Raw genomic sequence first — 24,590 nt, 5'->3', positions numbered from 1 at the left:
GGCCAGCCTGCGCGGGTCGTAGGGCCGGCGTAGCCATACGGATATGCCCGGTTTCCAGCTGGCTGCCTGCCAAAAAGCTACTTCATGTTTCGATTTATAATCACCAGTCTGTGGCTGACGCTGATGATCGCATCGGCCTACGGACAGTCTGTTACGGTATCGGGCACCCTGTTCGATGCTATCACCCGCGAACCGCTCCCCGGCGCTACCATTCAGGTGCCGGGCACACCCGTCGGCACACGAGCCGACGACAAGGGCCGTTTTTCCCTGACAACCACCGCCCGCCAACTGCGCATCAGCAGCGTGGGCTATACCGATCAGCTGGTCGAGGTGTCGAATCAGCCGCTCCACATCGCGCTGGCCCCCGTTGAGCAGAGTTTACAGACCGTGGTTGTCACGGCCAGCCGGGAAGCGCAGCTGCGTACCGAAGCCCCCATCGCTATTTCGCGCCTGACGCCCAAACAGATCGATGAAACCAAGGCGACCAGCCTCTACGAGCTGATCAACAAAACGCCGGGGGTGCTGATGGTCAACCTGGTCAACGAGCAGCACTCGATGGCCATACGGCAGCCCATGACCACCAATGCCTATTACCTGTATATGGAAGATGGCGTGCCGATTCGGCCGATGGGTGTATTCAATCACAACGCGCTGCTGGAGCTGAACCAGTTTACGGTGAGTTCGGTAGAGGTAGTGAAAGGCCCCGTGTCGTCGATCTACGGGCCCGAAGCGGTGGGTGGGGCGGTCAATTTCATCACGCAGCGGCCCACCGCCGTACCTACCGCCCGCATCGGTATCCAGGCCGATCAGTGGGGCTACCAGCGGGTGCAGGCCGGGGCCGGGGCCACGGTGGGTAAAATGGGCGTCTACGTGGGGGGCTTTGCGGCCCGGCAGCGTAACTCGTGGCTGGCCAGTTCCGACTACGACAAGCAGGCGGCCAACCTGCGGCTCGATTACGCCCTAACGGCCCGTACCCGCCTGATCGGCACGCTGGCCTACGCCAACTTCTACACCCAGACCAGCGGCAGTATCGACAGCACCGCGTTCTATGCCCGGCAGTACAGCAGCACCACCGACTTTACCTACCGCAAATCGGTTGCGCTGCGTAGCCGGCTCACGCTCGAACACGACTGGGCCAACGGTTCGCAGTCGTTTATCACGGCCTTCGTGCGCAACAACCGACACGGGCAGAACCCGGCCTATTCGATTCGGTGGACAACGGGGCAGACCACGGCCACGGGCGAAATTAATTCCAGCGATTTCCGGTCGCTGGGGGCCATTGCGCAGCATAGCCAGCGGCTTGGGTTTCTGGACAGTAAACTCATCGTAGGAGCCACGCTCGACCTGTCGCCAAACAGCTACTACTCGTACCAGACCGGGCTGACGGCGCTGCTGCGGCCCGACAAGCGATCGGTAGAGCGCTACACCCAGATCGCCGAGTACCCCGACCGGCTCAACGCCAGCTACGACGCCGATATCCACAACGTGGCCGGCTACGCGCAGTATGATTTCTCGCCCATCAGCCGGCTCCGGCTGTCGGGTGGGCTCCGTTACGACCGGATGGCGTTCGACTACACCAACTACCTCGACAAAACGGCGGGGGGCAAAGCCTACAGTCAACTGACACCGAAGCTGGGCGCGACCTACGATCTGGGTGGGGGTAAAGGTCTCTACGCCAACTACTCGAAAGGCTTTTCGCCCCCGGCGCTGACGGCTATTTTCCGGAAACGCACGACGCCCACCCCCGAGGGTGATCTGTTTTACTACAACCTGCAGGCGGCCACCTTCGACAATGCCGAACTGGGGGGCTGGGCGTCGCTGCTGGGGACCAAAATGTACGTCGACGCGGCCGTGTACCAGATGAACGGGCGCAACGAACTGCTCAACATCCGCCTGCCCGATAACAGCTTCGATTACCAGTCGGCGGGGCGCACCCTGCACCGGGGCGTTGAACTGGGTCTGACTTACAAACCCTCGAAACAAGTGTTTTTCCGGTTCGGCGGCACCATGGCAACGCACCGGTTCGTCGAATTTACGCTGAGTCAGCGGGCGTCGGATGTGCTCAAAAACGTCGATGGGAAGGATATGCCGGCAGCTCCGCGCTGGCTCTGGAACACCGAGGTGAGCTATTACCCCGTCTGGTTTAAGAACTTCCGGGCCTCGCTGGAGTGGCAGCATGTGGCGGGCTGGTACCAGAACCAGATCAATACGGTACGCTACGACGGCTATGATCTGATCAACGCCCGGGCCGGCTACCGCTGGAAAGGCCTGGAACTGTTTGCCAACGTGCTCAACCTCGGCAACGCCCTCTACGCCACCAGCGTGAGCCGGGGCAATAACGCCACCGACCGCAGCACCTTTACGCCGGCCGCTCCGCGCACCCTCACCGTAGGCATTCAATACAACGTGGCGGGTCGGTAACCCGGCCTGAACCAAACTGACCAACCGAATGGAATCGATTACCGAACAACCCCTGGCTCCGCAGCCGGCCCGCCGGCCCCTGCGGGCCCTGGTGCAGCGCAACATGTACCGCTGGCACCGCATCATTGGCCTCATTACGGTGGTGCCCGTTATTTTCTGGACCATCAGCGGGCTGTCGCACCCGTTTATGTCGCACTGGTTTAAACCGACCATTGCCCACGAGTTTGCGCCGGCCGACGTGCTCGACAAAACCCGGCTGATCCGTCCGGTGGGCGAGGTGCTGCGTCAGAACCGGGTCGAATCGCTCCGCACGTTTCGGGTGGTACAGCTCGCTGGGCGGAGCTACTACCAGGTCAAGGGCGTCGATAACGCGCTTCGCTATTACGATACCGCCACGGGCCAGTTGCTGCCGCAGGGCGACGAGCGCTACGCCGAAGCCATGGCCCGCTACTTTATCGGCGACGCCAGCACCCCCGTCCAACTCGAACGGGTAACCCGTTTTTCGTCCGAATACCGCTACGTCAACCGTCTGCTGCCGGTCTGGAAGGTATCGTTTGCCCGGGCCGACGGTATGGATGTGTACGTGGAGACGGAGCAAAGCCGGCTGGCCAACTACAATGAGCGGAGCCGAAAAGCGTTTCTGTGGCTGTTCAACAATTTTCACAACTGGGACTGGCTCGAAGCTATCAGCAACAACACGCTGCGGGTAGGGGTGATGGTGATCTGCCTGTCGATCATTATGCTCTCGATGCTGAGCGGGCTGGTGATCTACGGGTTTATGTGGAAGCGGTTTCGCAAGCCCCGCAACGCGGGCGACCGGGTGGGCTTTCTGCGCAAAAACCACCGGCAGATCGGTATTGCCGTGTCGCTGGTCACGCTCACATTTGCCTTTAGCGGAGCCTATCACGTGCTGCGCAAACTAACGCCCGACAACCGAATTGCCTTTGTGCGGCAACCGGCCCTGTCGCCTGCCGTTCTGCAGGCCGACATGCTGGCGCTCCCCATCGACTGGACCACAGTGACCAACCTGTCGATGGCCGTGGTCGACGGAAAACCGTATTACCAGGTATTTACCAAACCCGCCGGCCCGAAAGGCTGGGGCAAGGCCGATGCGGGTCAGCGGCAGATCGACCGGGCGGAGGGCAGCGCCAAAACCGCCCCGGCGGGCAAACCCAACATAGCGTACTACGATGCCCAGACGGCGGCCCTGCTGCCCGACGGGGTAATGACCCACGCCAATGAACTGGCCTTGCGGTTCTGGGCGGCCGATGCCTCAGGCAAGGGGCCGGCCTGCTGTGAGCAGATGGATGCCAGTCAGCAGGCCGAAGCCGGCGACCCGCCCGCCTTGCTCGAAACGGCGTTGCTGACCAAATTCGACCGCGAATACGGCTTCATCAACAAACGGCTGCCCGTAGTGAAGCTGGCGCTCGACACGCCCGACCGGCTGACCTACTACGTGGAGCCGGCCACCAGTCGGCTGGCCGCCAAAGTAGTCGACAGCGACCGGCGCGAGGGCCTTTCGTTTGCTGTGCTGCACAAATACTTCCTGCTCGACTGGGCCGGTAAAAACGTGCGCGACATCGTGACGATGCTGGCGGCCCTGGGCGTACTGGTAGTCAGTGTGCTGGGGCTGATCCTGTTCCTGAAGGTGAAGTAACCGAAACGCGTCGGCGGCTTCGGGCCAGATACCGACCAGGCGTACTGATGGGGCGGGGGTGATGCACGGGCAACCGGGGTATCACCCCCGCTGTCGGTTTCCGGAACCCAACGCGGGCCGCCATTGTCTTGGGTATGATGCATCTGTACATTCATATTCCGTTCTGCAAGCAGGCCTGCCACTACTGCGATTTCCATTTCAGCACTAACCTGAGCCGTAAAACCGAACTGGTCGAGGCTATCGGGGCGGAGCTGGCCCTGCAGCGGGAATTTTTGCCCGGCAACACGCTGGAGACCATCTACTTCGGGGGTGGTACGCCGTCGCTGCTGACGGGCCCCGAACTGGGGGGGCTGATGGCCCGCATCCGGGCGCAGTACGCCGTGGCGCCCGATGCCGAAATTACCCTCGAAGCCAACCCCGACGACCTGGCCGATGCGGATAAGCTGACCATGCTGCGCCAGCACGTCAACCGGCTGAGTATCGGGATTCAGACGTTCGATGAGGCCAGCCTGCGCTGGATGAACCGCGCCCACACGGCCGCCGAGGCCGAAGCCTGTGTAGACCGGGCCCGGCAGGCGGGTTTCGATAACCTCAGCGTCGACCTGATCTACGGTATTCCGAACCGCGACCCCGCCCGCTGGACCGACGATCTGAACCGGATGCTGGCCCTCGATGTGCCCCACCTGTCGGCCTACGCCCTGACCATCGAGCCCGACACGGCATTCGGGCGCTGGACCCGTAGCGGCAAACTCACCCCGGCCGACGATCAGCTGGCGGCCGCGCAGTTCGACCAGCTGGTGGCGGGCCTGACGGGCGCCGGGTACGAGCACTACGAAATCTCGAATTTTGCCCGGCCGGGGCGCTACGCCCGCCACAATACGGCTTACTGGCAGCACCGGCCTTACCTGGGCATTGGCCCGAGTGCGCACTCCTACACGGGCACAACCCGGCAATTCAATGTGGCCAACAATGCCCGTTATCTGGCCGCTATCGAGTCGGGTACGGTGCCGGCTACTGTCGAAGTGCTGACCACTGCCGATCAGGTCAACGAGTATTTACTGACCGGGCTGCGTACGCAGTGGGGCTGTTCGGTCGTTGAGCTGAGTAGCCTGCTGGGGAGCGACTTTGCCGCTGCGCAAAGCCGCGAACTAACTGATCTGTACGCCACTGGCTGGCTCGAACGCACGGACGATACGCTGCGGCTGACGGCGGTCGGCAAACTCTTTGCCGACCGGGTAGCGGCCAGTCTGTTCATCGATTTCGACGAGTAGTGGGGCGCACCCGTTGCCGGCAGCGGATAAAAATCGGCGATGTGCCGCCGGCGGAACCCCAAAAATGAGCATTTTCGCCCTCTAGTCTTGTCCGTATGAACACCCGCCGAACCGGAAACAACCCGCCCAAACCGCCGTTCCCGAATGCCCCGCGTCCCAAAGCCGATTATAACCTGGCGGGTCGGCCGCGGCCTGCCGGGCGCTGGCAGCAGCTGCAGCGGACCCTGCGGCAGCACCCGCTGGTGAGTCGGATCTACGGGTTGCTGATCCGGCTTTTTCTGGTGCTCTTTATCAGTTCGTTCGGGGCGGTGGTGGTGCTGAAATACGTACCGATCTGGGTAACCCCACTCATCGTTTCGCGCTGGATCGACACGTTCGGAACCGACGAAAAAAGCCATATCTACAAAAACTGGCGGGCCTACGACGATATCAGCAAAGAAGCGGCCCTGGCCGTCGTTGCGTCGGAAGACCAGGCCTTTCCCACGCACTGGGGCTTCGATTTCGACGAAATTCAGGATGCTATCAAAGAAAACCAGTACCGCAAGCGTCCCCGGGGGGCCAGTACCATTTCGCAGCAGGTAGCCAAAAACGTGTTTCTCTGGACGGGACGCAGTTACATCCGTAAGGGCCTCGAAGTGTATTTTACGGCGCTGATCGAACTGATCTGGGGCAAGCGCCGGATTCTGGAAGTGTACCTGAACGTGGCCGAAACCGGGCCCATGACGTTCGGGGTTGAAGCTGCGTCGCAGCGTTTTTACCACCACCCGGCGGCTTCGCTGTCGCGCGATGAAGCCGCTCGCATTGCCGCCGTACTGCCCAACCCACGGGTGCTGTCCATTCGCAACCCATCCAGCTACGTGCAGCGCCGAACCCGGCAGATCAGCCGGCAGATGCGTTACCTGGGCGGGCAGAAATACATCCGCAGCCTGTAAGCAGGCCGTCGGCGGTTTGTTGTGTGGGGCAGACTGCCAAGACGGGCTGGTCACGCCTGCCTGTTTGGTCAGGTTCAGCCCACTCGCGCAACCAACGACAACCGATAAACCACGAACAATTAACCCCCAAACCTGAATGAATCGTCGTTCCTTTATCCAGCAAACCTCGCTGGCCACTGCCGGCCTCGCGGCTGCTCCGCTACTCAGTCGGGCCGGTGCCGATTTTCCCACAGTCCGGGTGGCCGCCAGCGCCCGCAATTTTACCAGCCCCGCCGTCGAGCAGGCCATCAGTACCGTGGCCAAAAGCAACGTAAACCGCGAACTGGCGTGGCTGTTCGGCAACTGCTTTCCCAATACCCTCGATACCACCGTTGAGTTTTCGACCGAAGGCGGTAAGCCTGATACCTACGTTATTACCGGCGATATCGACGCCATGTGGCTGCGCGATTCTACGGCGCAGGTGACGCCCTACCTGTCGCTTATCAAAACCGACGACAAACTGCGGCAGCTCATTGCGGGCGTCATCAACCGGCAGGTGCAGTGTATCCGGAAAGACCCCTACGCCAACGCGTTTTACAAAGATGCCAGTAAGGTAAGTGAGTGGAAAGACGACGTGACGGATATGAAACCCGGTCTGCACGAGCGCAAGTGGGAGATTGACAGCCTGTGCTACCCCATTCGGCTGGCTTATCAGTACTGGAAACGCACGGGCGACACGAGCCCCTTCGATGCCAGCTGGCGCGAATCGGTGGCTCTGACGGTGAAAACCTTCCGCGAGCAGCAGCGCAAAACCGGCCACGGTCCCTACAAATTTGAACGGCGCACCACTTGGGCGACCGACGGGGTGCCGCTCGGCGGCTATGGCTACCCGGCCAAGCCCAACGGCCTGATCTGCTCGATGTTTCGCCCCAGCGATGACGCCACGATCTACCCGTACCTGATTCCGTCGAACTTCTTTGCCGTGGTGTCGCTGCGGCAGGCCGCCGAGATGCTGCAGGCCATTCACAACGACAAGGCGGCCGCCACGGCCTGCACGGCGCTGGCCAGCGAAGTCGACACGGCGCTAAAGGCCCATGCCGTGGTTACGCACCCCACGTTTGGTAAAATCTATGCCTACGAGGTCAACGGATTCGGCAGTTACAACCTGATGGATGATGCCAACGTGCCGAGCCTGCTCTCGATGCCGTATCTGGGGTCGGTGCCCGTCAGCGATCCGGTGTATCAGAACACGCGCCGGTACGTGCTGAGTCCCGAAAACCCGTTCTTCTTCAAGGGGAAAGCGGGCGAGGGCATCGGTGGGCCGCACGCGGGCATGGACATGATCTGGCCCATGAGCATCATTATGCGGGCGCTGACCAGCACCAGCGACAGCGAAATTAAAACCTGTCTGGGCATGCTGCAGCACTGCCACGCCGGCACCGGCTTCATGCACGAGTCGTTCAACAAAAACGACCCGGCCAACTTTACCCGTAAATGGTTTGCCTGGGCCAACACCCTGTTTGGGGAGCTGATCTGGAAACTGTACAACGAAAAGAAAGCCCTGCTGGCTTAGCCAGATCAGGCTGGCCCGGGTAGAAAGGCAAAGCGGGGTTGGTGCCGGCACCAACCCCGCTTTGCTTACAGGGCGAGTTCAACGGAAGGGTCCCAGAGCAGGATCTTGAAATCGACGACCCGATCATCGACCACCCGCACACCCTCGTCGGCCAGCAGCTGTTCCATAATGGTAGGGCCACCGAAAAAATGCTTTCCTGAGAGTACGCCGGCGCTGTTGACGACCCGATGGGCCGGTACGTTATGGCCGTGCGAACTGTTCATGGCCCAGCCCACCATGCGCGCCCCGGCCCGCAAACTCAGGTAGCGGGCAATGGCGCCGTAGGTGGTTACGCGCCCGGGCGGCACCTGCCGTACTACCTCGTAGACTTCCTCGAAATAATCGCGCCGGGCTTCCATTACGAATTGTCGACACCCTTCTCTTCGATGGCTTTGGCCAGCCGCTCGTACCAGGTCTCGCCATAGGCCCGAATCAGGGCTTCCCGGACAAATTTGTAGACCGGCACATTCAGCTGTTCGCCGAAGCTGCAGGCCGGGCTGCAGATGGGCCAGCGGTCGTAGTTGAGGGCATGGAACGACTCGTATTTGGTAACCCGGATGGGGTACAGGTGGCAGGAAATGGGCTTTTTCCAGTCGACCTTACCATTGATATACGCTTCTTCGATGCCGCACTTCAGAATGCCCCGGTCGTCCCAGATGGCGTAGACACACTCGCGGTTGTTGACCGTGCTGGTCACGTAGCCACCATCGCCATCGGGTTCGTAGCCCCCCCGTTTTTCAATCACGGCAATGCCTTCGGGCGAGAGGTAGGGTTTAATGGCGGGGTAAATGCGGTCGAGTATAGCGGGCTCGTCGCCTTCGAGTGGGGCGCCCATATCGCCTTCAACGCAGCAGGCACCCTTGCATTTGTCGAGGTTGCAGACGAAAAATTTCTCGGCGACGTCGTCGCTGATGCAGGTATTGTCTAAGAGAATCATGTACAGGAACAGACTCCGCGTCTGTCGTTTCCGGCCGGCTGCCGCGCGTAGCCAGCCCAGTCGTGGGGGGGGCAGCCAGCGCGGCAGTTTTACCCGTAAAGATACGGGTTGTCGGGCAATGCACGGGTATGCCGGGGCAGCCGCAGGGGGCAATCCGGTGGCCGGGCGCGTGCGGTCTGATGAGTAGCCGGCAGGGGCGCGCGGGTTTATGGATCAGCTACACCCCTCTCTTCTATGTTCAAATGCGTTCCTGTTCTCTCCGTATGGATGCTGTTCATGGTGATCGGTCAGCCGGCCATCAGTCAGCCGATTGCGGATCAAACCGTACCCAGCCGGACCGATATTCGGCGGCAACTCACGCTGGCCAATGATTACTTTATGGCCAGGTGGCCCGACCCCGGCAAAGAAATTCTAACCAACAAGGTTCGGCCGAGCCACATCTGGACCCGGGCCGTGTATTACGAGGGGCTGATGGCGCTCTACGGCCTCGATCCGCAACCCCGCTACCGCGATTACGCCGTCGACTGGGGACAGCAGCACGGGTGGGGCCTGCGCTCGGGTGTACAGACCCGCAACGCCGATGACCAGTGCTGTGGCCAGACCTACATCGACCTCTACCGGCTCGATCCGAAACCCGAGCGTATCCGCGACATTAAGGCCTGTATCGACAGCCGCGTGGCCAGCGACCAGACCGACGACTGGAACTGGATCGACGCCCTGCAGATGGCCATGCCGGTCTACACCAAACTGGCGGCCCTGTATGCCCGGGAGCCGGCGGTGGCCAATGGCTACTACGAGAAAATGTATCAGCTCTACCTCCACGCCAAAACCCGGCACGGTGGCAACGGCCTGTTCAACCCCGCCGATGGCCTGTGGTGGCGCGACAAAGACTTTGTGGCGCCCTACAAGGAACCCAATGGCGAAGACTGCTACTGGTCGCGGGGGAACGGCTGGATCGTGGCCGCGCTGGTGCGGGTGCTCAGCGACATGCCCAAGGGGGCTCCCCACCGCGAAGAATACGCGCAGATGTACCAGACGATGATGAAAGCGCTGGCACCCCTGCAGCGGCCCGATGGCTTCTGGAACGTCAGCCTCCACGATTCGACCCACTTCGGGGGTAAGGAAACCAGCGGCACAGCTCTGTTTGTCTATGGCATGGCGTGGGGCGTTAACCGCGGGCTGCTCGACCGCAAAACGTACCGGCCCCGTATCCTGCGGGCCTGGAATGCCATGGTGCGTGAGGCCCTCCACCCCGACGGCCGGCTGGGCTATGTGCAGGGCACGGGCAAAGAGCCGAAAGACGGCCAGCCGGTTACCTACGACAGTGTTCCCGATTTTGAAGATTACGGCCTGGGTTGCTTTCTGCTCGCCGGTAGTGAAGTGTATAAACTCAAATGAATCTGCACCGCATTTTTCTAAGCGGATGGCTGCTTGCCTGCGCTACCAACCTGGTGGCGCAGCCGTCGGCACCCGCCCGGCCGCAGCCCGCCTGGCCGGCCATTACGCAGCAAACCCGCCCCTGGACCCGCTGGTGGTGGATGGGCAGCGCCGTAAACGACACCGACCTGACCCGGTTACTGACCGAGTACCGCGATGCCGGACTGGGGGGCGTAGAGATCACACCCATCTACGGCGTGAAGGGCACCGAAGCGCAGTTTTTGCCGTTTCTGTCGCCTGCCTGGATGGCCCGGCTCGACCATACCCTGGCCGATGCCCGGCGGCTGGGGCTGGGTGTCGATCTGGCGCAGGCGTCGGGCTGGCCCTTCGGTGGGCCGTGGGTAACGCCCGACGATGCCTGCCGCTACCTGGCCTACAGACACTGGACGCTGGCCGGGGGCGCTACGCTGCCCGAGCCTGTCCGGTTTGAGCAGAAAGCCCTTGTTCGCACCGTAGGCGACGCCATCGACATCCGGGCCCTGCGCGACCCCATCGCCACCAACCCCGATCTGCAGCGGCACGCCTTCGATCAGGTACGATTTCCGAAGCCGCTGCCCCTGCAGGCCCTGATGGCCTATGGCGCCAATGGGCAGGTTATCGACCTGACGAGCCGGGTCGACGCGCAGGGACAACTGAACTGGACCGCCCCGGCCGGTCAGTGGACACTCTACGGCCTGTTTATGGGCTGGCACGGCAAACAGGTCGAGCGGGCGGGGCCGGGGGGCGAGGGCGACGTGATCGACCACTTCTCCAAAACCGCTACCCAGCATTACCTGGCCCGGTTCGACCAGGCGTTTAAGGGACACAACCTGTCGGGTATCCGGGCCTTTTTCAACGATTCGTATGAAGTAGACGATGCACAGGGCGAAGGCAACTGGACGCCCGCTTTCTTCAGCGCCTTTCAGCAGCGCCGGGGCTATGACCTGCGGCAGCACCTGCCCGCCCTGCTCAGCCAGGCCCAGCGCGACGCCGGTACCACCACCAGTGCCCGCCCGGCTGCCCCTGCCGATAGCAGTGGACCGCGTGTCCTAAGCGACTACCGCGAAACGCTGTCCGATCTGTTGCTCGACAACTACACCCGCACCTGGCACGACTGGGCTGCGGGCCGGCAAACCAAAATCCGCAATCAGGCCCACGGTTCGCCTGCCAATATCCTCGACCTCTACGCAGCGACCGACATTCCCGAGATCGAAGGTACCGATCTGCTCCGCATCAAGTTTGCCTCGTCGGCGGCCAATGTGACCGGCAAACCGCTGATTTCGTCGGAGTCGGCCACCTGGGATAACGAGCATTTTCTGTCGACGCTGGGCGATATCAAGAAAGACCTCGACCTGTTCTGGCTGGGGGGCGTCAACCACGTGTTCTACCACGGCACCAACTACTCGCCCCAGGCGGCTGCGTGGCCGGGCTGGCTGTTCTACGCAGCCGTTCACATAAACCCCAACAATCCCTTCTGGCCCGACTTCGGCGCCCTGAACCGCTATGCGGCCCGCTGCCAGTCGTTTCTGCAGCAGGGAAAGCCTAATAATGAGGTGCTGCTCTACCTGCCCATCTACGACGCCTACGAACGGCCCGGCAAGGTGCTGCTGCAGCATTTCGACGGCATGGAGCACGGTTTCAAAGGGCTGCCGGTGGCTACGCTGGCGCAACAGCTGCTGGACCGGGGCTATGGCTTCGACTATCTGTCTGACCGGCAGGTACTGCGTCTGACCACCGAGCAGGGTGCACTCAAAACGGGTGTTATACGCTACCAGACCATACTGATCCCCGACGCCCGGCTGATGCCCCTGCCTACCTTCCGGCAGTTGCTGACCCTGGCCGAACAGGGGGCCACGGTACTGATAGCCGGGGACCTCCCCGCCGATGTGCCCGGTCTGGGCGATCTGGCCGGCCGCCGGCAAGCCTTTCGGAAACTGCGCGACGGGCTGCGGTTCAGCGCGCCCCGGAACGGTGTTCAACGGGCGGTGGTCGGTAAGGGCCGGGTGCTGCTCGGTGCTGATGCCGACGCGCTGCTCACCGACGCGGGTATCGCGCGTGAACAACTGGTCGATGCCGGGCTGGCCTATGTTCGGCGGCAGACGGCTCCCGGCAAACACACTTACTTTGTGGTGAACCAGCGTAAGGAGCCGTTGGATGGCTGGGTGCCGCTGCGGGCGCCAATCGGCTCGGTAATCCTCTACAACCCCATGACCGAACAGGCGGGGTCGGCTGCCATGCGCCAGACCAACACCGGCACGGAGGTTTACCTGCAGTTGCAGCCCGGCGAGTCGGCCGTGCTGACAACGGGCGAAACTACGTCGGTGCCCGTATACACATACGCCGTGCCCGTGGGCAAAGCCCAGCCGCTGACGGGCCCCTGGCAGCTTACCTTCGGCCCAACCCCCGATGGAACCGGTAGCCCAGCCCGCCCGGCATCCGTTACGATGGCCGGGCCCGGCTCTTGGACCGACCTGCCGGGTGAGGGCGCGAAAGCATTTGCCGGGTCGGTCGTGTACCGGCACACCTTTGCGCGGCCCGACGGGACTGCCGAGGGCTGGTGGCTCGATCTGGGTGGGGTAGACCAGAGTGCGCAGGTGTCGCTCAACGGCCGGGTGCTGGGCACGGTGCTGGGGCCGGTTTACCGGCTGCTCATTCCCGACAGCCTGCTCCGGGCACAGAACGAACTATCGGTTCGGGTATCGGGCGGGATGGCCAACCGCATCCGCGACCTCGACCAGCGCGGGGTCAACTGGAAAAAATTCTACAACATCAACATGTCGCCCCGGCTCAAGGAAGACCGCGGCCCCGATGGCAATTTCACGGCTGTCAACTGGCCGGTGCGCCCCGCCGGGCTGCTGGGCCCCGTTTCGCTGACCCCCCTGCGCCTGCGGCTTGGCAAACTACGCTGACCCAATAGCCATGGCCCTGTAAACAGAAAGCCCCTCCTGACGAGGGGCTTTCTGTTTGGGTGGGTTCGCTGATGAGCGGATTACGGTTTCACGATTTTAAGGCGCTGACCAAGTTTTACATTCGTGTCGGGCAGGTTGTTCCATTCCCTGATCTGATCGACCGTTACGCCGTATTCTTTCGAGATACGATACATGGTTTCGCCTTTGACCACCGTGTGATAAACCGTACCTGATTCAGACGTGGCCGTGGGTCTGGTTGTCACTTTGGCCGGTGGGTTTTCTTTTGCCGCCGAAGCTTTTACGATCAGTACGCGTCCCGTCGAGAGGGGCTGGTCGGTAGTAAGGTTGTTCAGCGCCAGCAGCTCATCGACGGTCAGGCCATACAGCCGCGAAATGCTGTAGTAGGTCTGGCCGGGTTCTACCGTGTGGGTCGAGGCCGACCGATTGACCGCAGCCGGGGCCGGTGCTGTTTTGGGGGCCGGTGCGGGCTCTTCCAGTACCGACGGGGCGGTTTTGGGCGTCGCTTTGGTTACCGTAGCCGGTGTCCGAACGGGTTGCAGGTCGTCGTCCTGAACGGCGGGTCGGCTTGTTTTGGCCGGGGCGTAGGTGCCGGTGGTCGAGCCTGATTTTGGCGCCGGCATGTTGTCGGCAGCGGCCGCCGGTACGCGCTCGGGTGTGGTCGCCACCGGCACCGCCCGCGTTTCGGCGGGTTCGGCAGAGCCGGGCGTGGTGGGCGTCCGGACAATAATTACCCGCTGGCTGCCCTCCGAGCTAACCGGCGCGGGCTGGGTAGTGCGGTTGGCTTTACGGTTTTTGTTGACGCCACTGCCGGTACTGCCCGTCGACCAGCCATCGGGGCGGCTGGGCGCCGGCTCCGGAATGGGCTGCGTAGTAGCGGGCTGCGAGGTGCCATCGTTGGGCGTTACGCCACCCCCCACCAGCTTGGGCTGGTACTTCTTGCGCTCCGAGGGGTCGCGGGGAATGTTGTCGCTGCCGGCTACCGCCCGGGCAGGCTGGTTGGCCGGGGTGCCGTTGTCAGCCACGTCGGTACGTGCCGGTGGAGCGGGCGTCTGATCGTAAACGGGGGGCGTCGGCGCCGTAATGATTTCGACGGGCTTGCTGGCAGGCCGGCGTTCGCGCAGCCACATCACCCGGCCCGTAGCCAGTTTCTGCATCCGGTCGAGCCGGTTGTAGCGCATCAGTTTTTTCAGGCGCAGGCCGTACCGCTGCGAAATACTGCGCGATGTTTCGCCTTCGCGCACGGTGTGGAACGGCACCAGTGCTTTCTTCCGCTTCTTGGCCAGGTAATACACATCGCCGGGCAGAATAGGGTCATTTTCGTTCAGGTCGTTGTAGCGCAGAAAGCTCGATAAACTGATCTTCGATTTGCGGGCCAGCGTGGCGCCGTTATCGCCGGGCTGCGCCTGAATACCGGGCAGTCCGTTGATTTCGTACAGGATCGGATCGTTTTTACCGCTCAGCCCCGTCGTGACCCGACGCAGCACTGGAAAGCCCACGTCGACCTGACCCGCGTCGACCGCCCTGCGGGGGCTGACACTGACGATTTTCTGGCGCACTTCGTTGATCTGTTCCGACGCAACCGGGATCACCAGGGCGTAGCTCTTGTCCGTCGGAATCGCGTCGCCCAGGGCCCAGCGGTTGTATTTGCGCAGTTCAAACTCGTCGACACCCAGCTCATCGGCTACCGACTTGAAGGTTTTGCCGTTGGCACCGGGGTATTCGAGCAGGGCAAACCGGTTGCTGGTCTGGTGGTACTTAAGTGCACTTTCAATGGCCAGTTTGTGGGCAAAAAACCGCAGAATGTAGCGGTCGGTACGGCCGTCGAGGGCCACTTCGCGCGCATAGGCCCAGTCGGGCGGAATGAGTTTGGCAATGCCGCCGGCCCCCAGGTAGTAGGAGTAGAGCGAAGCAATCCAGTTGTTGAACTGGGCATTACTTTTTTTCAGGTACTGGGCAGCCCCGTGGGTCGAGGCCGTGATGCTTTTGCGTTCGTCGATGTCATCGTCGACCCGCATCCCGAGTCCCATAGCGGTTTCGCGCTTGAACTGCCAGTACCCCACGGCCGACGACGACGAAACGGCATCGGGGGTCAGTGAGCTTTCCTGCACAGCCAGGTATTTAAAATCGGTGGGAACGTCTTCGTTGATCAGGATGGCTTCGATCACCGGAAAGTACAGCACCACCCGGTCGAGCTTGGCCGTCCAGTACTGCCGGTTGGCCAGCAGCGCATTGACATCCTGCTGCACGATGCGCCGGGCATCGTCGTCGAGCCGAACCGAGATGTCGGCGAACGTCATGCGATCAGGTACGAGCGGTACGGAGGACTGCGCCCATCCGGTCAGGGTCGTTAGCAGCAGCAGCAGTACGAGCGCGGCAGGGGAGGAACGTTTTTTCATAGTTGACGTATAAGGCGTTTCGTGGTTTTGTCGGGACTTCGGGGGCGCCTGCCCCGGTGGCGGATAAATTAGCGTTTACGAATGAGCATAATGCCATCTCGAATGGGCAGCAGGATGTTTTCGACCCGGGGGTCAGCCTGCACCTGCGCGTTGAAGGCCAGCACGGCGGCTGTGTCGAGGTCGTTGGGTTTGAGCGGGGCCGTCACCTTGCCGCTCCACAGTACGTTGTCGGCCAGTATGAAGCCGCCCGGACGAAGCCGGTCCATAATCAACTCGTAATACAGGTGGTTATTGCGCTTGTCGGCATCGATAAAGACCAGATCGAACACGTCATCGAGGGTCGGGATGAGGTCGGCAGCTGGTCCGATGCGCAGATCGATCTTCGCGCCGAGGGGCGAACGCTGCCAGTAGGATCGGGCAAAATCTTCGAGTTCTTCGTTCTGTTCGAGCGTAATCAGTAGCCCGTCGTCGGTGAGCCCCTCGGCCAGGCACAGCGCCGAATAGCCGGTGTAGGTGCCGATTTCCAGAATCCGCCGGGGCCGGATCATCTGGGCGATCATCGCCAGCAGTCGCCCCTGCAAATGCCCCGACAACATGCGCGGGGCCATCACCTGAGCCCGGGTGTTGCGATTAAGCTGTTGCAGTAATTCGGTTTCGGGCGACGTATGCGCTTCGGCATAAGCCGTCAGGTCAGCGGGCAAAAAATCCATGCATCAGTAAACCCACCGCGCGCCGTTCCGAAGCCGTGGCGGGGCGGTCTGGTTTTGGTAAAAGTAACGTTTCGGGCTCGAAAAGCGGCAGTTCGGGGCTCAAATTCGATTTTTTGTATCGATCACGATCGTGACCGGCCCATCGTTCAACAGCCGTACCTGCATGTCGGCGCCAAACACGCCGGTTTGGATGGGGTGGCCCACTTCAGCCGACAAGCGGGCAATCATGGCCTCGTAGAGCGGGATGGCTACCTCGGGGCGGGCCGCTTCGATAAAGCTTGGGCGGTTGCCCTTCCTGGTGCTGGCGTGCAGCGTAAACTGGCTGATCAGCAGTATACTGCCGCCGACGCTGGCCAGGTCGAGGTTCATTTTGCCCTCGGCATCGCTGAAAATGCGCATCCCGACGATCTTGCGGCTGAGCCAGTCGATATCGTCGGCTGTATCGGTGTGGGTAATGCCCAGCAGTACCAGCAGCCCGGCCTGAATCTGACCATGCACATGCCCCTCGATTGTAACGGAAGCCTCGGAAACACGCTGTAAAACGGCAATCATAGGAATTCGGGTAGAAGGCGCAAGTTTAGCGAGAATTCCTGATCCGGCCCACCCCGGCCTGGTGCAGCGTACGGGCGCCGGATCAAGTCAACGGCTGGTTCAGCCAGTAGCTGCGAATGGTTTCAATATATTTTTTCCAGTCGGGCAGTACATCCGGCTTCTCCGTAAAGGCGGTTGCGCCCAGGCTGAACGCGCGGCTGATGTCGGGTAGTCGATTCGAGTTTGTCAGCATGATGATGGGCGCATTTTGGCGAACCCGCCCGGCAATGATCGGCAACAGATCGAGGCCGGCCGGCATACCGTTGAAGTCGATATCGAGCAGTATCATGCTGGGGGTAGCGGGCTGCGTCGCATTCAGGTACTCGATGGCTTCGTCGGGTGAGTTGACGCCAACGAACGTGGCTTCGGTAAAATACTTCAGGCCAAACCGCTTAAACAGGTTGATGATAGCCGGTTCATCATCAATGATCAGAATGGTAGGCGACTGGATAGCCATAAGCGGGAAAGGATAACAAGCTGTGGATAGCGTGCGTAGCGAGCAAACGTGATCGGCACCGACAAGGCGCAACGATCCGGGATGGCAGGGCCAGGTAGAGGCCCATCACCAGCGGTCTGTTGCTGGAATCGCTCTACAAACCGCGCGGCTGACGATGATCCAGCCCGATCTATAGGGTGATTTACCAACTGTTACTATAAAGTGACAGTAAGTTATTAATGGGTTACTTATTTATATAGCTTGTTGATATACATACTAAAATGAGACTATTTGTGATTGATACTTCTATTATTTATTATACGGTGGTTTTACATATATATTATGTTATAATAGGCGATAAATACATAGTTATTGTAGTAAATAGTTTTAAAAAGGTTGCTTATTGGCGGCTTTTATGCTGGACTGAATGTACGGTATTCGTAATCAGATACATAGTTAAAAAATGTTGATATAGTACTACGTTTTGTTAATTAACTTAAAGTTAAGTAATTGCCACACCCATATACTTAGGTAGTGAAATCGACTGCATAGCTGCCAAACGGTACAGCTGCATGAAGTGGCTACGCAATAGCTCACGAGTTTTTCTTCGTTCGTTAATCACGCATTCGTTTATGAGCCGGGTACTTTCACTTGAGAAAATTCGTCTTAATACGCTGTATCATCACCACATTCTGGACACGGATCCCGAACCGGTGTTCGACGATATTACCCGGCTGGCTGCCGAGATTTTCAACGTCCCCATCGCGCTGATTACGCTGGTCGATGAAAAACGGCAATGGTTCAAGGCTGCCGTTGGGCTATCGGAAAAGCAGACATCGCGCGACGTGTCGTTCTGTGCGCATGCTATCAGGCGGCCGGATGAGCCATTTATCGTGACCGACGCCCGCGCCGACGCTCGCTTTCAGCACAATCCGGTAGTGATAAATAGTCCACATGTGGTTTTTTACGCCGGTATACCCTTGATCGCCACCAACGGCATGGCGCTCGGGACACTCTGCATCATCGACAGGCAGCCCCGCGAACTGGTTCAGGCCAAGATGCGCGTGCTGCACTTGCTGGCCGGGCAGGTGACGCAGCTACTAACCAGCCGGAAGCGTGAACGCGAGAGTCGGCTGCGGGAACGTTACCTCCATACCCGGCTGGAGCAGGCATCGGATAAACTGGCCCAACAGCGCAGACAACTGATGCAAACGATGCCGGCTACAGATCAGGTTATGACAGGAGCTATGCAGCGGCTGCAGCAGCCGATCAGTCAGATTCAGGCCAGTGGCTTTACGCTGGTCGATCAGCACCTTGACCGGCTGGGCGCAAAGGGGCGCGAGGCACTGCTGACAATCAACAGTGCCGTTTCGCGCCTGTCGGCCCTAACGCAGGATCTGGAGCAATACGCATCGATCCCGACCCGGGTAATCGATGGGCAGCCGGTAGCGATCGCTGATGTGATCGATCGGGCCACGCGTGAACTGTGGATTCTGATCGATGCCGCCGATGCCCAGCTGACCGTTGATGCGATGCCGACCGTGTGGGGAGATCCGCAGCAGCTCGAAGCGCTGTTTTATCATCTGGTTTATAATGCCCTCAAATTCAGGTGTCCGCACATAAAACCTGTAATCCGGATCAGTTGCGAAATGAGTGCCGGCCCGGCCGATTACGCGGCAAGTGCCGACGGAGCAGGGGCGGCCTACTATCGCTTTACCGTAACCGACAACGGCTACGGTTTCGGACAGTCGCAGGCTGAGCGCATTTTCACCCTGTTTCACCAGTTGAATCACCCGACCGGTGCTACCGGTTCTGGCGTCGGTCTGGCCATTTGCGAGCGAATTGTGCGGGGGCACGGCGGCTTCATCACTGCCGAAGGCCGGGCCGGTCTGGGTGCGACAATCAACGTGTATCTGCCGGCCGGTTCGCCCGTCAGCGAGTAATCGGGCCGGCGCCAGGTCGGCCAAACTGTACGGTGGGGCTATACCTCGGCCAGCAGCAGCTGGGCGATCAGGAAATACACGCCGATGCCGATGAGGTCGTTGGCGGTGGTGATGAATGGCCCTGAGGCTACGGCGGGGTTGATGCCGATACGACTCAGCAGCAGGGGCGTAACCGTACCCATGAACGACGCCAGCAGCACAACCGACAGCAACGACGTGGCCACCACGAAAAACAGCCTCGGCTCGCCAATCAGGAAAGTGTAGGTGCCGGCAATAAGCCCTACGACCAGACCGTTGATGAGCGCCACCAGCAACGTGCGCAGCAGGCGCCGACCCAGGGTGGTGCTTAGCCCGGAGGTATCGGCCAGGCTTTGCAGAATAAGCGACGAGGTTTGAATACCCACATTGCCGCCGGTTGAGCCAATGATCGGAATAAAAGCGGCCAGGGCCGCAATCTTGCCCAGTTCCTGCTGAAAGCCGTTGATTACTGTAGCGGCCATCAGGCTGCCCAGGGCGCCGGCCACCAGCCAGGGCAGCTGTACCTTCGAGCGTTGCCACACGCTGTCGTCTTCTTCGACTTCGCCGGCCAGACCCGAAATAACCTGCATGTCTTCTTCGGCCTGATCGGTAATTACGTCGACCACGTCGTCGATGGTGATCCGGCCTAGGAGTCGCTGCTGCACGTTGACAACCGGAATGGCGTCGAGGTCATACTTCTGCATCAGCTCGGCTACCTCCGTTACGGGGCGGTAGGTCTCCACAAAAACAATGTCGTCGTCGTAGATATCGGCGATTTTGGCCGTTTTGCGGGCCAGCACGATTTTCTTGAGCGATACCAGTCCCAGCAGTTTGCCCAGGTCATCTACCACGTACACGGCGTAGACGTTTTCGACGTCCTCGGCCTGCTGCCGGATTTCTTCAATGCAGGCATTGACCGTGAGGTTTACGTTGATCTTGATGAGCTCCTTCTGCATCAGACTACCCGCCACGCCGTCTTCGTAGTGGAGGAGGTCGATGATGAAGCGGGCCTGTTCGCGGTCTTCGAGCAGCCCGATAACCTCCTCGCGCATCTGAATCGGCTGCTCGTTGAGCACGTCGACGGCATCGTCGGAGTCCATCTCGTTGATGAGCGGAGCCAGTTGTTCCGACGTGAAGCTTTTCAGAAAATCGGTGCGGTCGCCGGTATCGAGATTAGCCACAATCTCGGCCCCAACGCTTTCGTCGAGCAGGCTCAGCAGGTAGCGGGCCGACTCGGGCTCGAGTTCGTTGAGAATGCCCGAAATATCCGCCGGGTATAACTCTTCCATCTCGGCGCGCAGGTAGGCCTCATCGCCGGCCTCAATGGCCGTCTGCAACTGATCGAGATAGTCTTTGGTGAGTTCGAACGTCATGAGTTGGCTAAAGAAAAAGGGTCGGCGGGGTGATGGCAGCCAGACTTAGGCGTTCTGCTCCGGCCCGGCCTCCATCAGCTTCGTCAGTTCAATAAACTCGGCCACGCTCAGCTGTTCGGCGCGTTTGTCCATAAAGCGGCTACTGAGGGCAGCCTCGGTAGGGTTAAGGGGCTTGAGCGCGTTGCGAAGGGTTTTCCGGCGCTGACCAAACCCGTGCTTGACCACCTGTGTGAACTTACGGAAATCGCAGCCCAGGTCGATGACGTTGTTGCGCCGGAGCGAAATCACGCCCGAAAACACGGCCGGGGGGGGATTGAACACGTCGGGATTAACCGTGAACTCGTATTTAATATCATACCAGGCTTGCAGCAACACGCTCAAAATGCCATAGTCTTTATTACCCGGTCCTGAAGCCACCCGCTGGGCCACTTCGCGCTGGAACATGCCTACCACTTCGGGAACCCGGTCACGCATATCGAGCACCTTGAAAAGGATCTGCGTCGAGATGTTGTAGGGGAAGTTGCCGATCACGGCAAAGGGGGCTGTGCTGTCGGGTTGTTTGGTCGGCAGTAGGTCGGGCCGGATGTTGAGAAAGTCGGCGGGCAGGATGCGGCCATCCAGCGCCGGAAAGTGCTGCTTGAGGTAATCAACCGATTCGCGGTCGATCTCGATCACGTAGGTCTCGAAGCGTGCATCCTGCAGTAGAAACTGCGTCAAAACCCCCATACCAGGCCCGATTTCAAGAATCTGGCGGTATGGTTCCTGCCCGGCAGCGGCATGGCCCGTCAGGAGCTGGGCAATACCCTGGGCAATGCTGAGATCGGTCAGAAAGTGTTGGCCGAGTTCTTTTTTGGGTTTGACGTTCATACAATGGGGCGTTTTCGGCCGCAAAGGTAGCCTGCATCGGCCACATTCGTACGGGGTCGTCCGTTTCGATACGCGCCGGCTTCAGCCGGGAGCCCCGGTGCCCGCCTGCAGCCCCGACCGGATGGCTGGAAAATATTTTTCGAAAATTAGAGAAAAACAAAAGGTGCTGTCAAACTATGGCATACAGTTTGTTTCTTAATATGTCAAATGAGTTACTAGGAGTGAGTGACTTATCCATCAAGAACGATCGCGGTTTGCCCGCATCTCCGATATAGAAAGCATTCATGTAGTTTTGGGTTAGTTAGGTTGGGGGATCCCCGCTGTCGGCTTCGACGGCGGGGACTTTTTTTTGCCCCTGCCCGACCCACGTTGGCGACTCCCCGATCAGGCCTTCGGCCGGCCACCGGCCCGGGGATGGAACTCGCGCAGGGTCTGCTGCAGGTAGTCGCGGTCGAGGTGGGTGTAGATCTCGGTGGTCGTGATCGACTCATGGCCCAGCATCTGCTGTACCGCCCGCAAATCGGCCCCGCCCTCGATCAGATGCGTGGCAAACGAGTGCCGAAACGTGTGGGGACTGATGTTTTTCTGAATACCCACCTCGTCTGCCAGTTTCTTGATCGTTGTGAATACCGACACCCGTGACAGCTGTTTGCCGCGCAGATTCAGGAAAATCGTGTCTTCGTCGCCCTTCTGGATGGGTAGCTGGCTGCGCACGTGTTCGATGTACATGCGGGTGTAATGCATGGCATCCTGCCCGATCGGTACGAGCCGCACCTTATCGCCCTTCCCCAGCACCCGGATAAAGCCCGCGTCGAAGAAGCAGTTGGTCAGGCGCAGCCCCAGCAGCTCCGACACGCGTAGTCCCGAACTATAGAGTACTTCGATCATGGCCCGGTCGCGGGCACCGCCGGGTGTTGACAAGTCTATTGCGTGGAGCATCGATTCTATTTCCGGGAAATTCAGGGTGTCGGGCAGCTTCCGCCCGAGTTTAGGCGCTTCGAGCTGCCGGGTCGGGTCGTGCTGGATCAGGTTTTCGAGAAGCAGGTAGCTGAAGAACGATTTCAACCCCGACAGGATCCGGGCCTGGCTGTGGGGGCTCAACCCCAGTTCGCCCAGATACCCCAGAAACCGGAGCAGATGATGTTCGCTAACCTGCATGGGGGTCAGGGCCGGATCGATCAGCAGTATAAACTGATGCAGTTTGTCGGCGTCGTGCAGGTAAGCTTCGACGGAGTGGCCCGACAGGGAGCGTTCGAGCCGCAGGTAGTTCTTAAAGGCGTTTATATAACTTTGCCACACAAGTCAGTTCGCAGTTTATGGTTTGTCGTTTAGCCTTCGTAGCTGGCCGGCGCGCTGGTGGCTGACCGCCCGGGTCAATCCCTGTCGGTTCATCACAAGCTACGAACTCAAATGACAACCTGTGTATGAAACAGATTTTGATTATCAATGGGCCGAACCTGAACCTGCTGGGCAAGCGGGAGCCGGGTATCTACGGCAGTCAGTCGTTCGACGCTTACCTGGAAACGCTGCGGAGCCGCTTTTCGGATATCGACCTGCTGTATGTTCAGTCGAACCATGAAGGAGCGCTGATCGACGCGATCCACGCGCATGGTTTCACGGTCGATGGCATCGTGATCAATGCCGGGGCCTATACCCACACCTCGGTCGCTATTGCCGATGCGCTGGCTGCCGTGTCGGCTCCGGCCATCGAAGTTCACATTTCCAACGTCCACGCCCGCGAATCGTTCCGCCACCACAGCTATCTGTCGGCACGCTGTAAAGGCGTCATTCTGGGACTGGGTCTGCCCGGTTACGCCCTCGCCATTCAGGCGCTGGCTGATCGGTGAGGTTGGAGCGTTATAGGGTTGTAATGTTGTAGGGTTGTAGAGTTGGGTGTTGCAGGCAATGCGTTACAGCCACAACGCACCATCCGGCCAATCCCGGACCCGTCACCTCATAACCTGCCAACTCCCAACTTCATAACTTCACAACCCTACAACTATCCAACTTTACAACCCTTCCTTTGTCCATGATTACGTTTTATCCTGGTCCGTCGAAAGTCTATCCACAGGTAGCCAGCTATGCAGCCGAGGCTTTTGCGTCGGGTATTGTCAGCCAGAACCACCGCAGCCTGGCGTTTATGGCCGTGGTGGAACAAACCGTGCGGCTGCTGCACGAAAAACTGGCGATTCCGGCCGACTATCACATTGCGCTAGTTTCGTCGGCAACGGAATGCTGGGAGATTGTGGCCCAGTCGCTCACCGCGTCGACCAGTCTGCACCCCTACAGCGGGGCCTTTGGCAAGAAATGGCGCGACTACGCCCATAAGATTCGCCCAATGATCGAGCCGTCGCTGGCCGACACGCTCTGTATTGTTCAGAACGAAACCGCCAACGGCACCCAGGTCGACATGGGGGCGCTGGCCGACTTTCGGCGCGATTTCTCGGCCCTGATCGCCGTCGATGCCGTCTCGTCGATGGCGGGCATTGCCTTCGACTGGCGGCTGGCCGATGTCTGGTTCGCATCGGTGCAGAAATGCTTCGGCCTGCCGGCAGGGCTGGCGGTGCTGGTTTACTCGCCGGCGGCTCTTCGGCGCGCCCAGGCCGTGGCCGAAACCGATCATTACAACAGCCTGCTGTTTATCCATGAAAACTTCAGCAAGTACCAGACGCCCTACACCCCCAACGGCCTGGGTATTTACTGCCTGATGCGGGTGCTGGAACAGGTGCCGCCCATTGCTGACGTCGACGCCCGGATTCGGCGGCAGGCCGCTGAGTGGTACCAGTTTTTCGAGACTGAGCTGGCCAACTCGCCTTTTAGTCCCCTAATCCCGGCTGCCGACAGTGCGGGCCGCAGCAACCGCTCCGACACGGTGATTGCCGTAACGGGGTCTGAGGTCAATATCGGCCTGGTGAAAAAAGCTGCACAGCAGGCTGGCATTACCCTGGGCAATGGCTACGGCGACTGGAAAACGACTACGTTCCGCATTGCTAATTTTCCGGCTATTGAGGACTGGGAACGCGATAAACTAAAGGATTTTTTGCGGAGCTACTGCCAATAAGCCCGTATTTTGCTGCTGCTCTACCGTACGTACATCCCTC

At 60.1% G+C, this 24,590-nt stretch carries 18 protein-coding genes and 1 pseudogene; 10 read left to right on the top strand and 9 right to left on the bottom strand.

The genetic code is table 11. From position 1 onward, the window contains the following. Positions 1–84 precede the first annotated feature (84 nt). The 5 genes from ACYVAC_RS14355 to ACYVAC_RS14335 all read left to right on the top strand — a co-directional run bounded on the left by ACYVAC_RS14355 (position 85) and on the right by ACYVAC_RS14335 (position 7,833). Positions 85–2,421 carry a TonB-dependent receptor gene (locus tag ACYVAC_RS14355; RefSeq protein WP_461098387.1) on the top strand — a complete coding sequence of 779 codons (2,337 nt, stop codon included), beginning with the start codon at positions 85–87 and terminating at the stop codon, positions 2,419–2,421. Positions 2,422–2,449: 28 nt separating this feature from the next. Next, on the top strand, positions 2,450–4,078 hold the full coding sequence (locus ACYVAC_RS14350; protein WP_461098386.1) for a PepSY domain-containing protein: 1,629 nt from the start codon (positions 2,450–2,452) through the stop codon (positions 4,076–4,078). Between the two features lie 137 nt (positions 4,079–4,215). Continuing rightward, positions 4,216–5,349 carry a radical SAM family heme chaperone HemW gene (gene hemW, locus ACYVAC_RS14345; protein ID WP_461098784.1) on the top strand — a complete coding sequence of 378 codons (1,134 nt, stop codon included), beginning with the start codon at positions 4,216–4,218 and terminating at the stop codon, positions 5,347–5,349. A 95-nt stretch (positions 5,350–5,444) separates the two neighbouring features. Then, entirely contained in the window at positions 5,445–6,281 is an 837-nt protein-coding gene (mtgA, locus tag ACYVAC_RS14340; protein ID WP_461098385.1) for a monofunctional biosynthetic peptidoglycan transglycosylase, read from the top strand. A gap of 136 nt (positions 6,282–6,417) precedes the next feature. Further along, on the top strand, positions 6,418–7,833 hold the full coding sequence (locus ACYVAC_RS14335; protein WP_461098384.1) for a glycoside hydrolase family 125 protein: 1,416 nt from the start codon (positions 6,418–6,420) through the stop codon (positions 7,831–7,833). Positions 7,834–7,898: 65 nt separating this feature from the next. Here the strand turns inward: ACYVAC_RS14335 and ACYVAC_RS14330 are convergent, their stop codons facing one another. Together ACYVAC_RS14330 and ACYVAC_RS14325 are read right to left on the bottom strand one after the other, a co-directional pair. Next, a complete protein-coding gene (locus ACYVAC_RS14330; RefSeq protein WP_461098383.1) occupies positions 7,899–8,231 on the bottom strand; it encodes an MGMT family protein in 333 nt (110 codons plus the stop codon). After that, the gene (locus ACYVAC_RS14325; RefSeq protein WP_461098382.1) at positions 8,231–8,809 is read right to left on the bottom strand and encodes a DUF3109 family protein; all 579 of its coding nucleotides are present in this window, start codon (positions 8,807–8,809) and stop codon (positions 8,231–8,233) included. The genes ACYVAC_RS14330 and ACYVAC_RS14325 overlap by 1 nt, the downstream gene beginning before the upstream one ends. Positions 8,810–9,043: 234 nt before the next feature. On the opposite strand from ACYVAC_RS14325, the gene ACYVAC_RS14320 reads away from it, so the two are divergent. Together ACYVAC_RS14320 and ACYVAC_RS14315 are read left to right on the top strand one after the other, a co-directional pair. Further along, on the top strand, positions 9,044–10,207 hold the full coding sequence (locus tag ACYVAC_RS14320) for a glycoside hydrolase family 88/105 protein (protein ID WP_461098381.1): 1,164 nt from the start codon (positions 9,044–9,046) through the stop codon (positions 10,205–10,207). Beyond that, complete coding sequence (locus ACYVAC_RS14315; RefSeq protein WP_461098380.1) at positions 10,204–13,134, top strand: glycosyl hydrolase; 2,931 nt, start codon at positions 10,204–10,206, stop codon at positions 13,132–13,134. The genes ACYVAC_RS14320 and ACYVAC_RS14315 overlap by 4 nt, the downstream gene beginning before the upstream one ends. An 80-nt stretch (positions 13,135–13,214) precedes the next feature. On the opposite strand, the gene ACYVAC_RS14310 is transcribed toward ACYVAC_RS14315, so the two are convergent. The 4 genes from ACYVAC_RS14310 to ACYVAC_RS14295 all read right to left on the bottom strand — a co-directional run bounded on the left by ACYVAC_RS14310 (position 13,215) and on the right by ACYVAC_RS14295 (position 17,309). Next, positions 13,215–15,551 (bottom strand): LysM peptidoglycan-binding domain-containing protein, encoded by a 2,337-nt coding sequence (locus ACYVAC_RS14310; protein WP_461098379.1) that lies wholly within the window; start codon positions 15,549–15,551, stop codon positions 13,215–13,217. Between the two features lie 68 nt (positions 15,552–15,619). Continuing rightward, the gene (locus ACYVAC_RS14305; RefSeq protein WP_461098378.1) at positions 15,620–16,261 is read right to left on the bottom strand and encodes an O-methyltransferase; all 642 of its coding nucleotides are present in this window, start codon (positions 16,259–16,261) and stop codon (positions 15,620–15,622) included. Between the two features lie 99 nt (positions 16,262–16,360). Then, positions 16,361–16,813, bottom strand: coding sequence for a D-aminoacyl-tRNA deacylase (gene dtd / locus ACYVAC_RS14300; protein WP_461098377.1), 453 nt, complete (start codon positions 16,811–16,813; stop codon positions 16,361–16,363). An 82-nt stretch (positions 16,814–16,895) separates the two neighbouring features. Beyond that, on the bottom strand, positions 16,896–17,309 hold the full coding sequence (locus ACYVAC_RS14295) for a response regulator (RefSeq protein ID WP_461098376.1): 414 nt from the start codon (positions 17,307–17,309) through the stop codon (positions 16,896–16,898). 611 nt (positions 17,310–17,920) lie between these two features. Here ACYVAC_RS14295 and ACYVAC_RS14290 point away from each other — a divergent pair. Continuing rightward, the gene (locus ACYVAC_RS14290; RefSeq protein ID WP_461098375.1) at positions 17,921–19,231 is read left to right on the top strand and encodes a GAF domain-containing sensor histidine kinase; all 1,311 of its coding nucleotides are present in this window, start codon (positions 17,921–17,923) and stop codon (positions 19,229–19,231) included. Positions 19,232–19,269: 38 nt separating this feature from the next. On the opposite strand, the gene mgtE is transcribed toward ACYVAC_RS14290, so the two are convergent. The 3 genes from mgtE to ACYVAC_RS14275 form a co-directional block, all read right to left on the bottom strand. Continuing rightward, positions 19,270–20,622: a magnesium transporter gene (gene mgtE, locus ACYVAC_RS14285; RefSeq protein WP_461098374.1), complete on the bottom strand. Its 1,353-nt coding sequence runs from the start codon at positions 20,620–20,622 to the stop codon at positions 19,270–19,272. Positions 20,623–20,667: 45 nt separating this feature from the next. Beyond that, entirely contained in the window at positions 20,668–21,489 is an 822-nt protein-coding gene (gene rsmA / locus ACYVAC_RS14280; protein WP_461098373.1) for a 16S rRNA (adenine(1518)-N(6)/adenine(1519)-N(6))-dimethyltransferase RsmA, read from the bottom strand. Between the two features lie 384 nt (positions 21,490–21,873). Then, positions 21,874–22,788, bottom strand: coding sequence for a site-specific tyrosine recombinase (locus tag ACYVAC_RS14275; protein WP_461098372.1), 915 nt, complete (start codon positions 22,786–22,788; stop codon positions 21,874–21,876). Positions 22,789–22,913: 125 nt separating this feature from the next. Between ACYVAC_RS14275 and aroQ the strand changes: the two genes are divergently transcribed. Together aroQ and ACYVAC_RS14265 are read left to right on the top strand one after the other, a co-directional pair. Continuing rightward, a complete protein-coding gene (gene aroQ / locus ACYVAC_RS14270; protein WP_461098371.1) occupies positions 22,914–23,336 on the top strand; it encodes a type II 3-dehydroquinate dehydratase in 423 nt (140 codons plus the stop codon). A 182-nt stretch (positions 23,337–23,518) separates the two neighbouring features. Then, positions 23,519–24,433 (top strand): annotated as a pseudogene (locus tag ACYVAC_RS14265) (aminotransferase class V-fold PLP-dependent enzyme); the annotation flags it as partial. Between the last annotated feature and the right edge of the window lie 157 nt (positions 24,434–24,590).

The sequence above is a fragment of the Spirosoma luteolum genome, from assembly GCF_054778875.1.
Note: the sequence above shows the minus strand (reverse complement) of the source record. Positions and strands in the feature narration are given on the sequence as shown.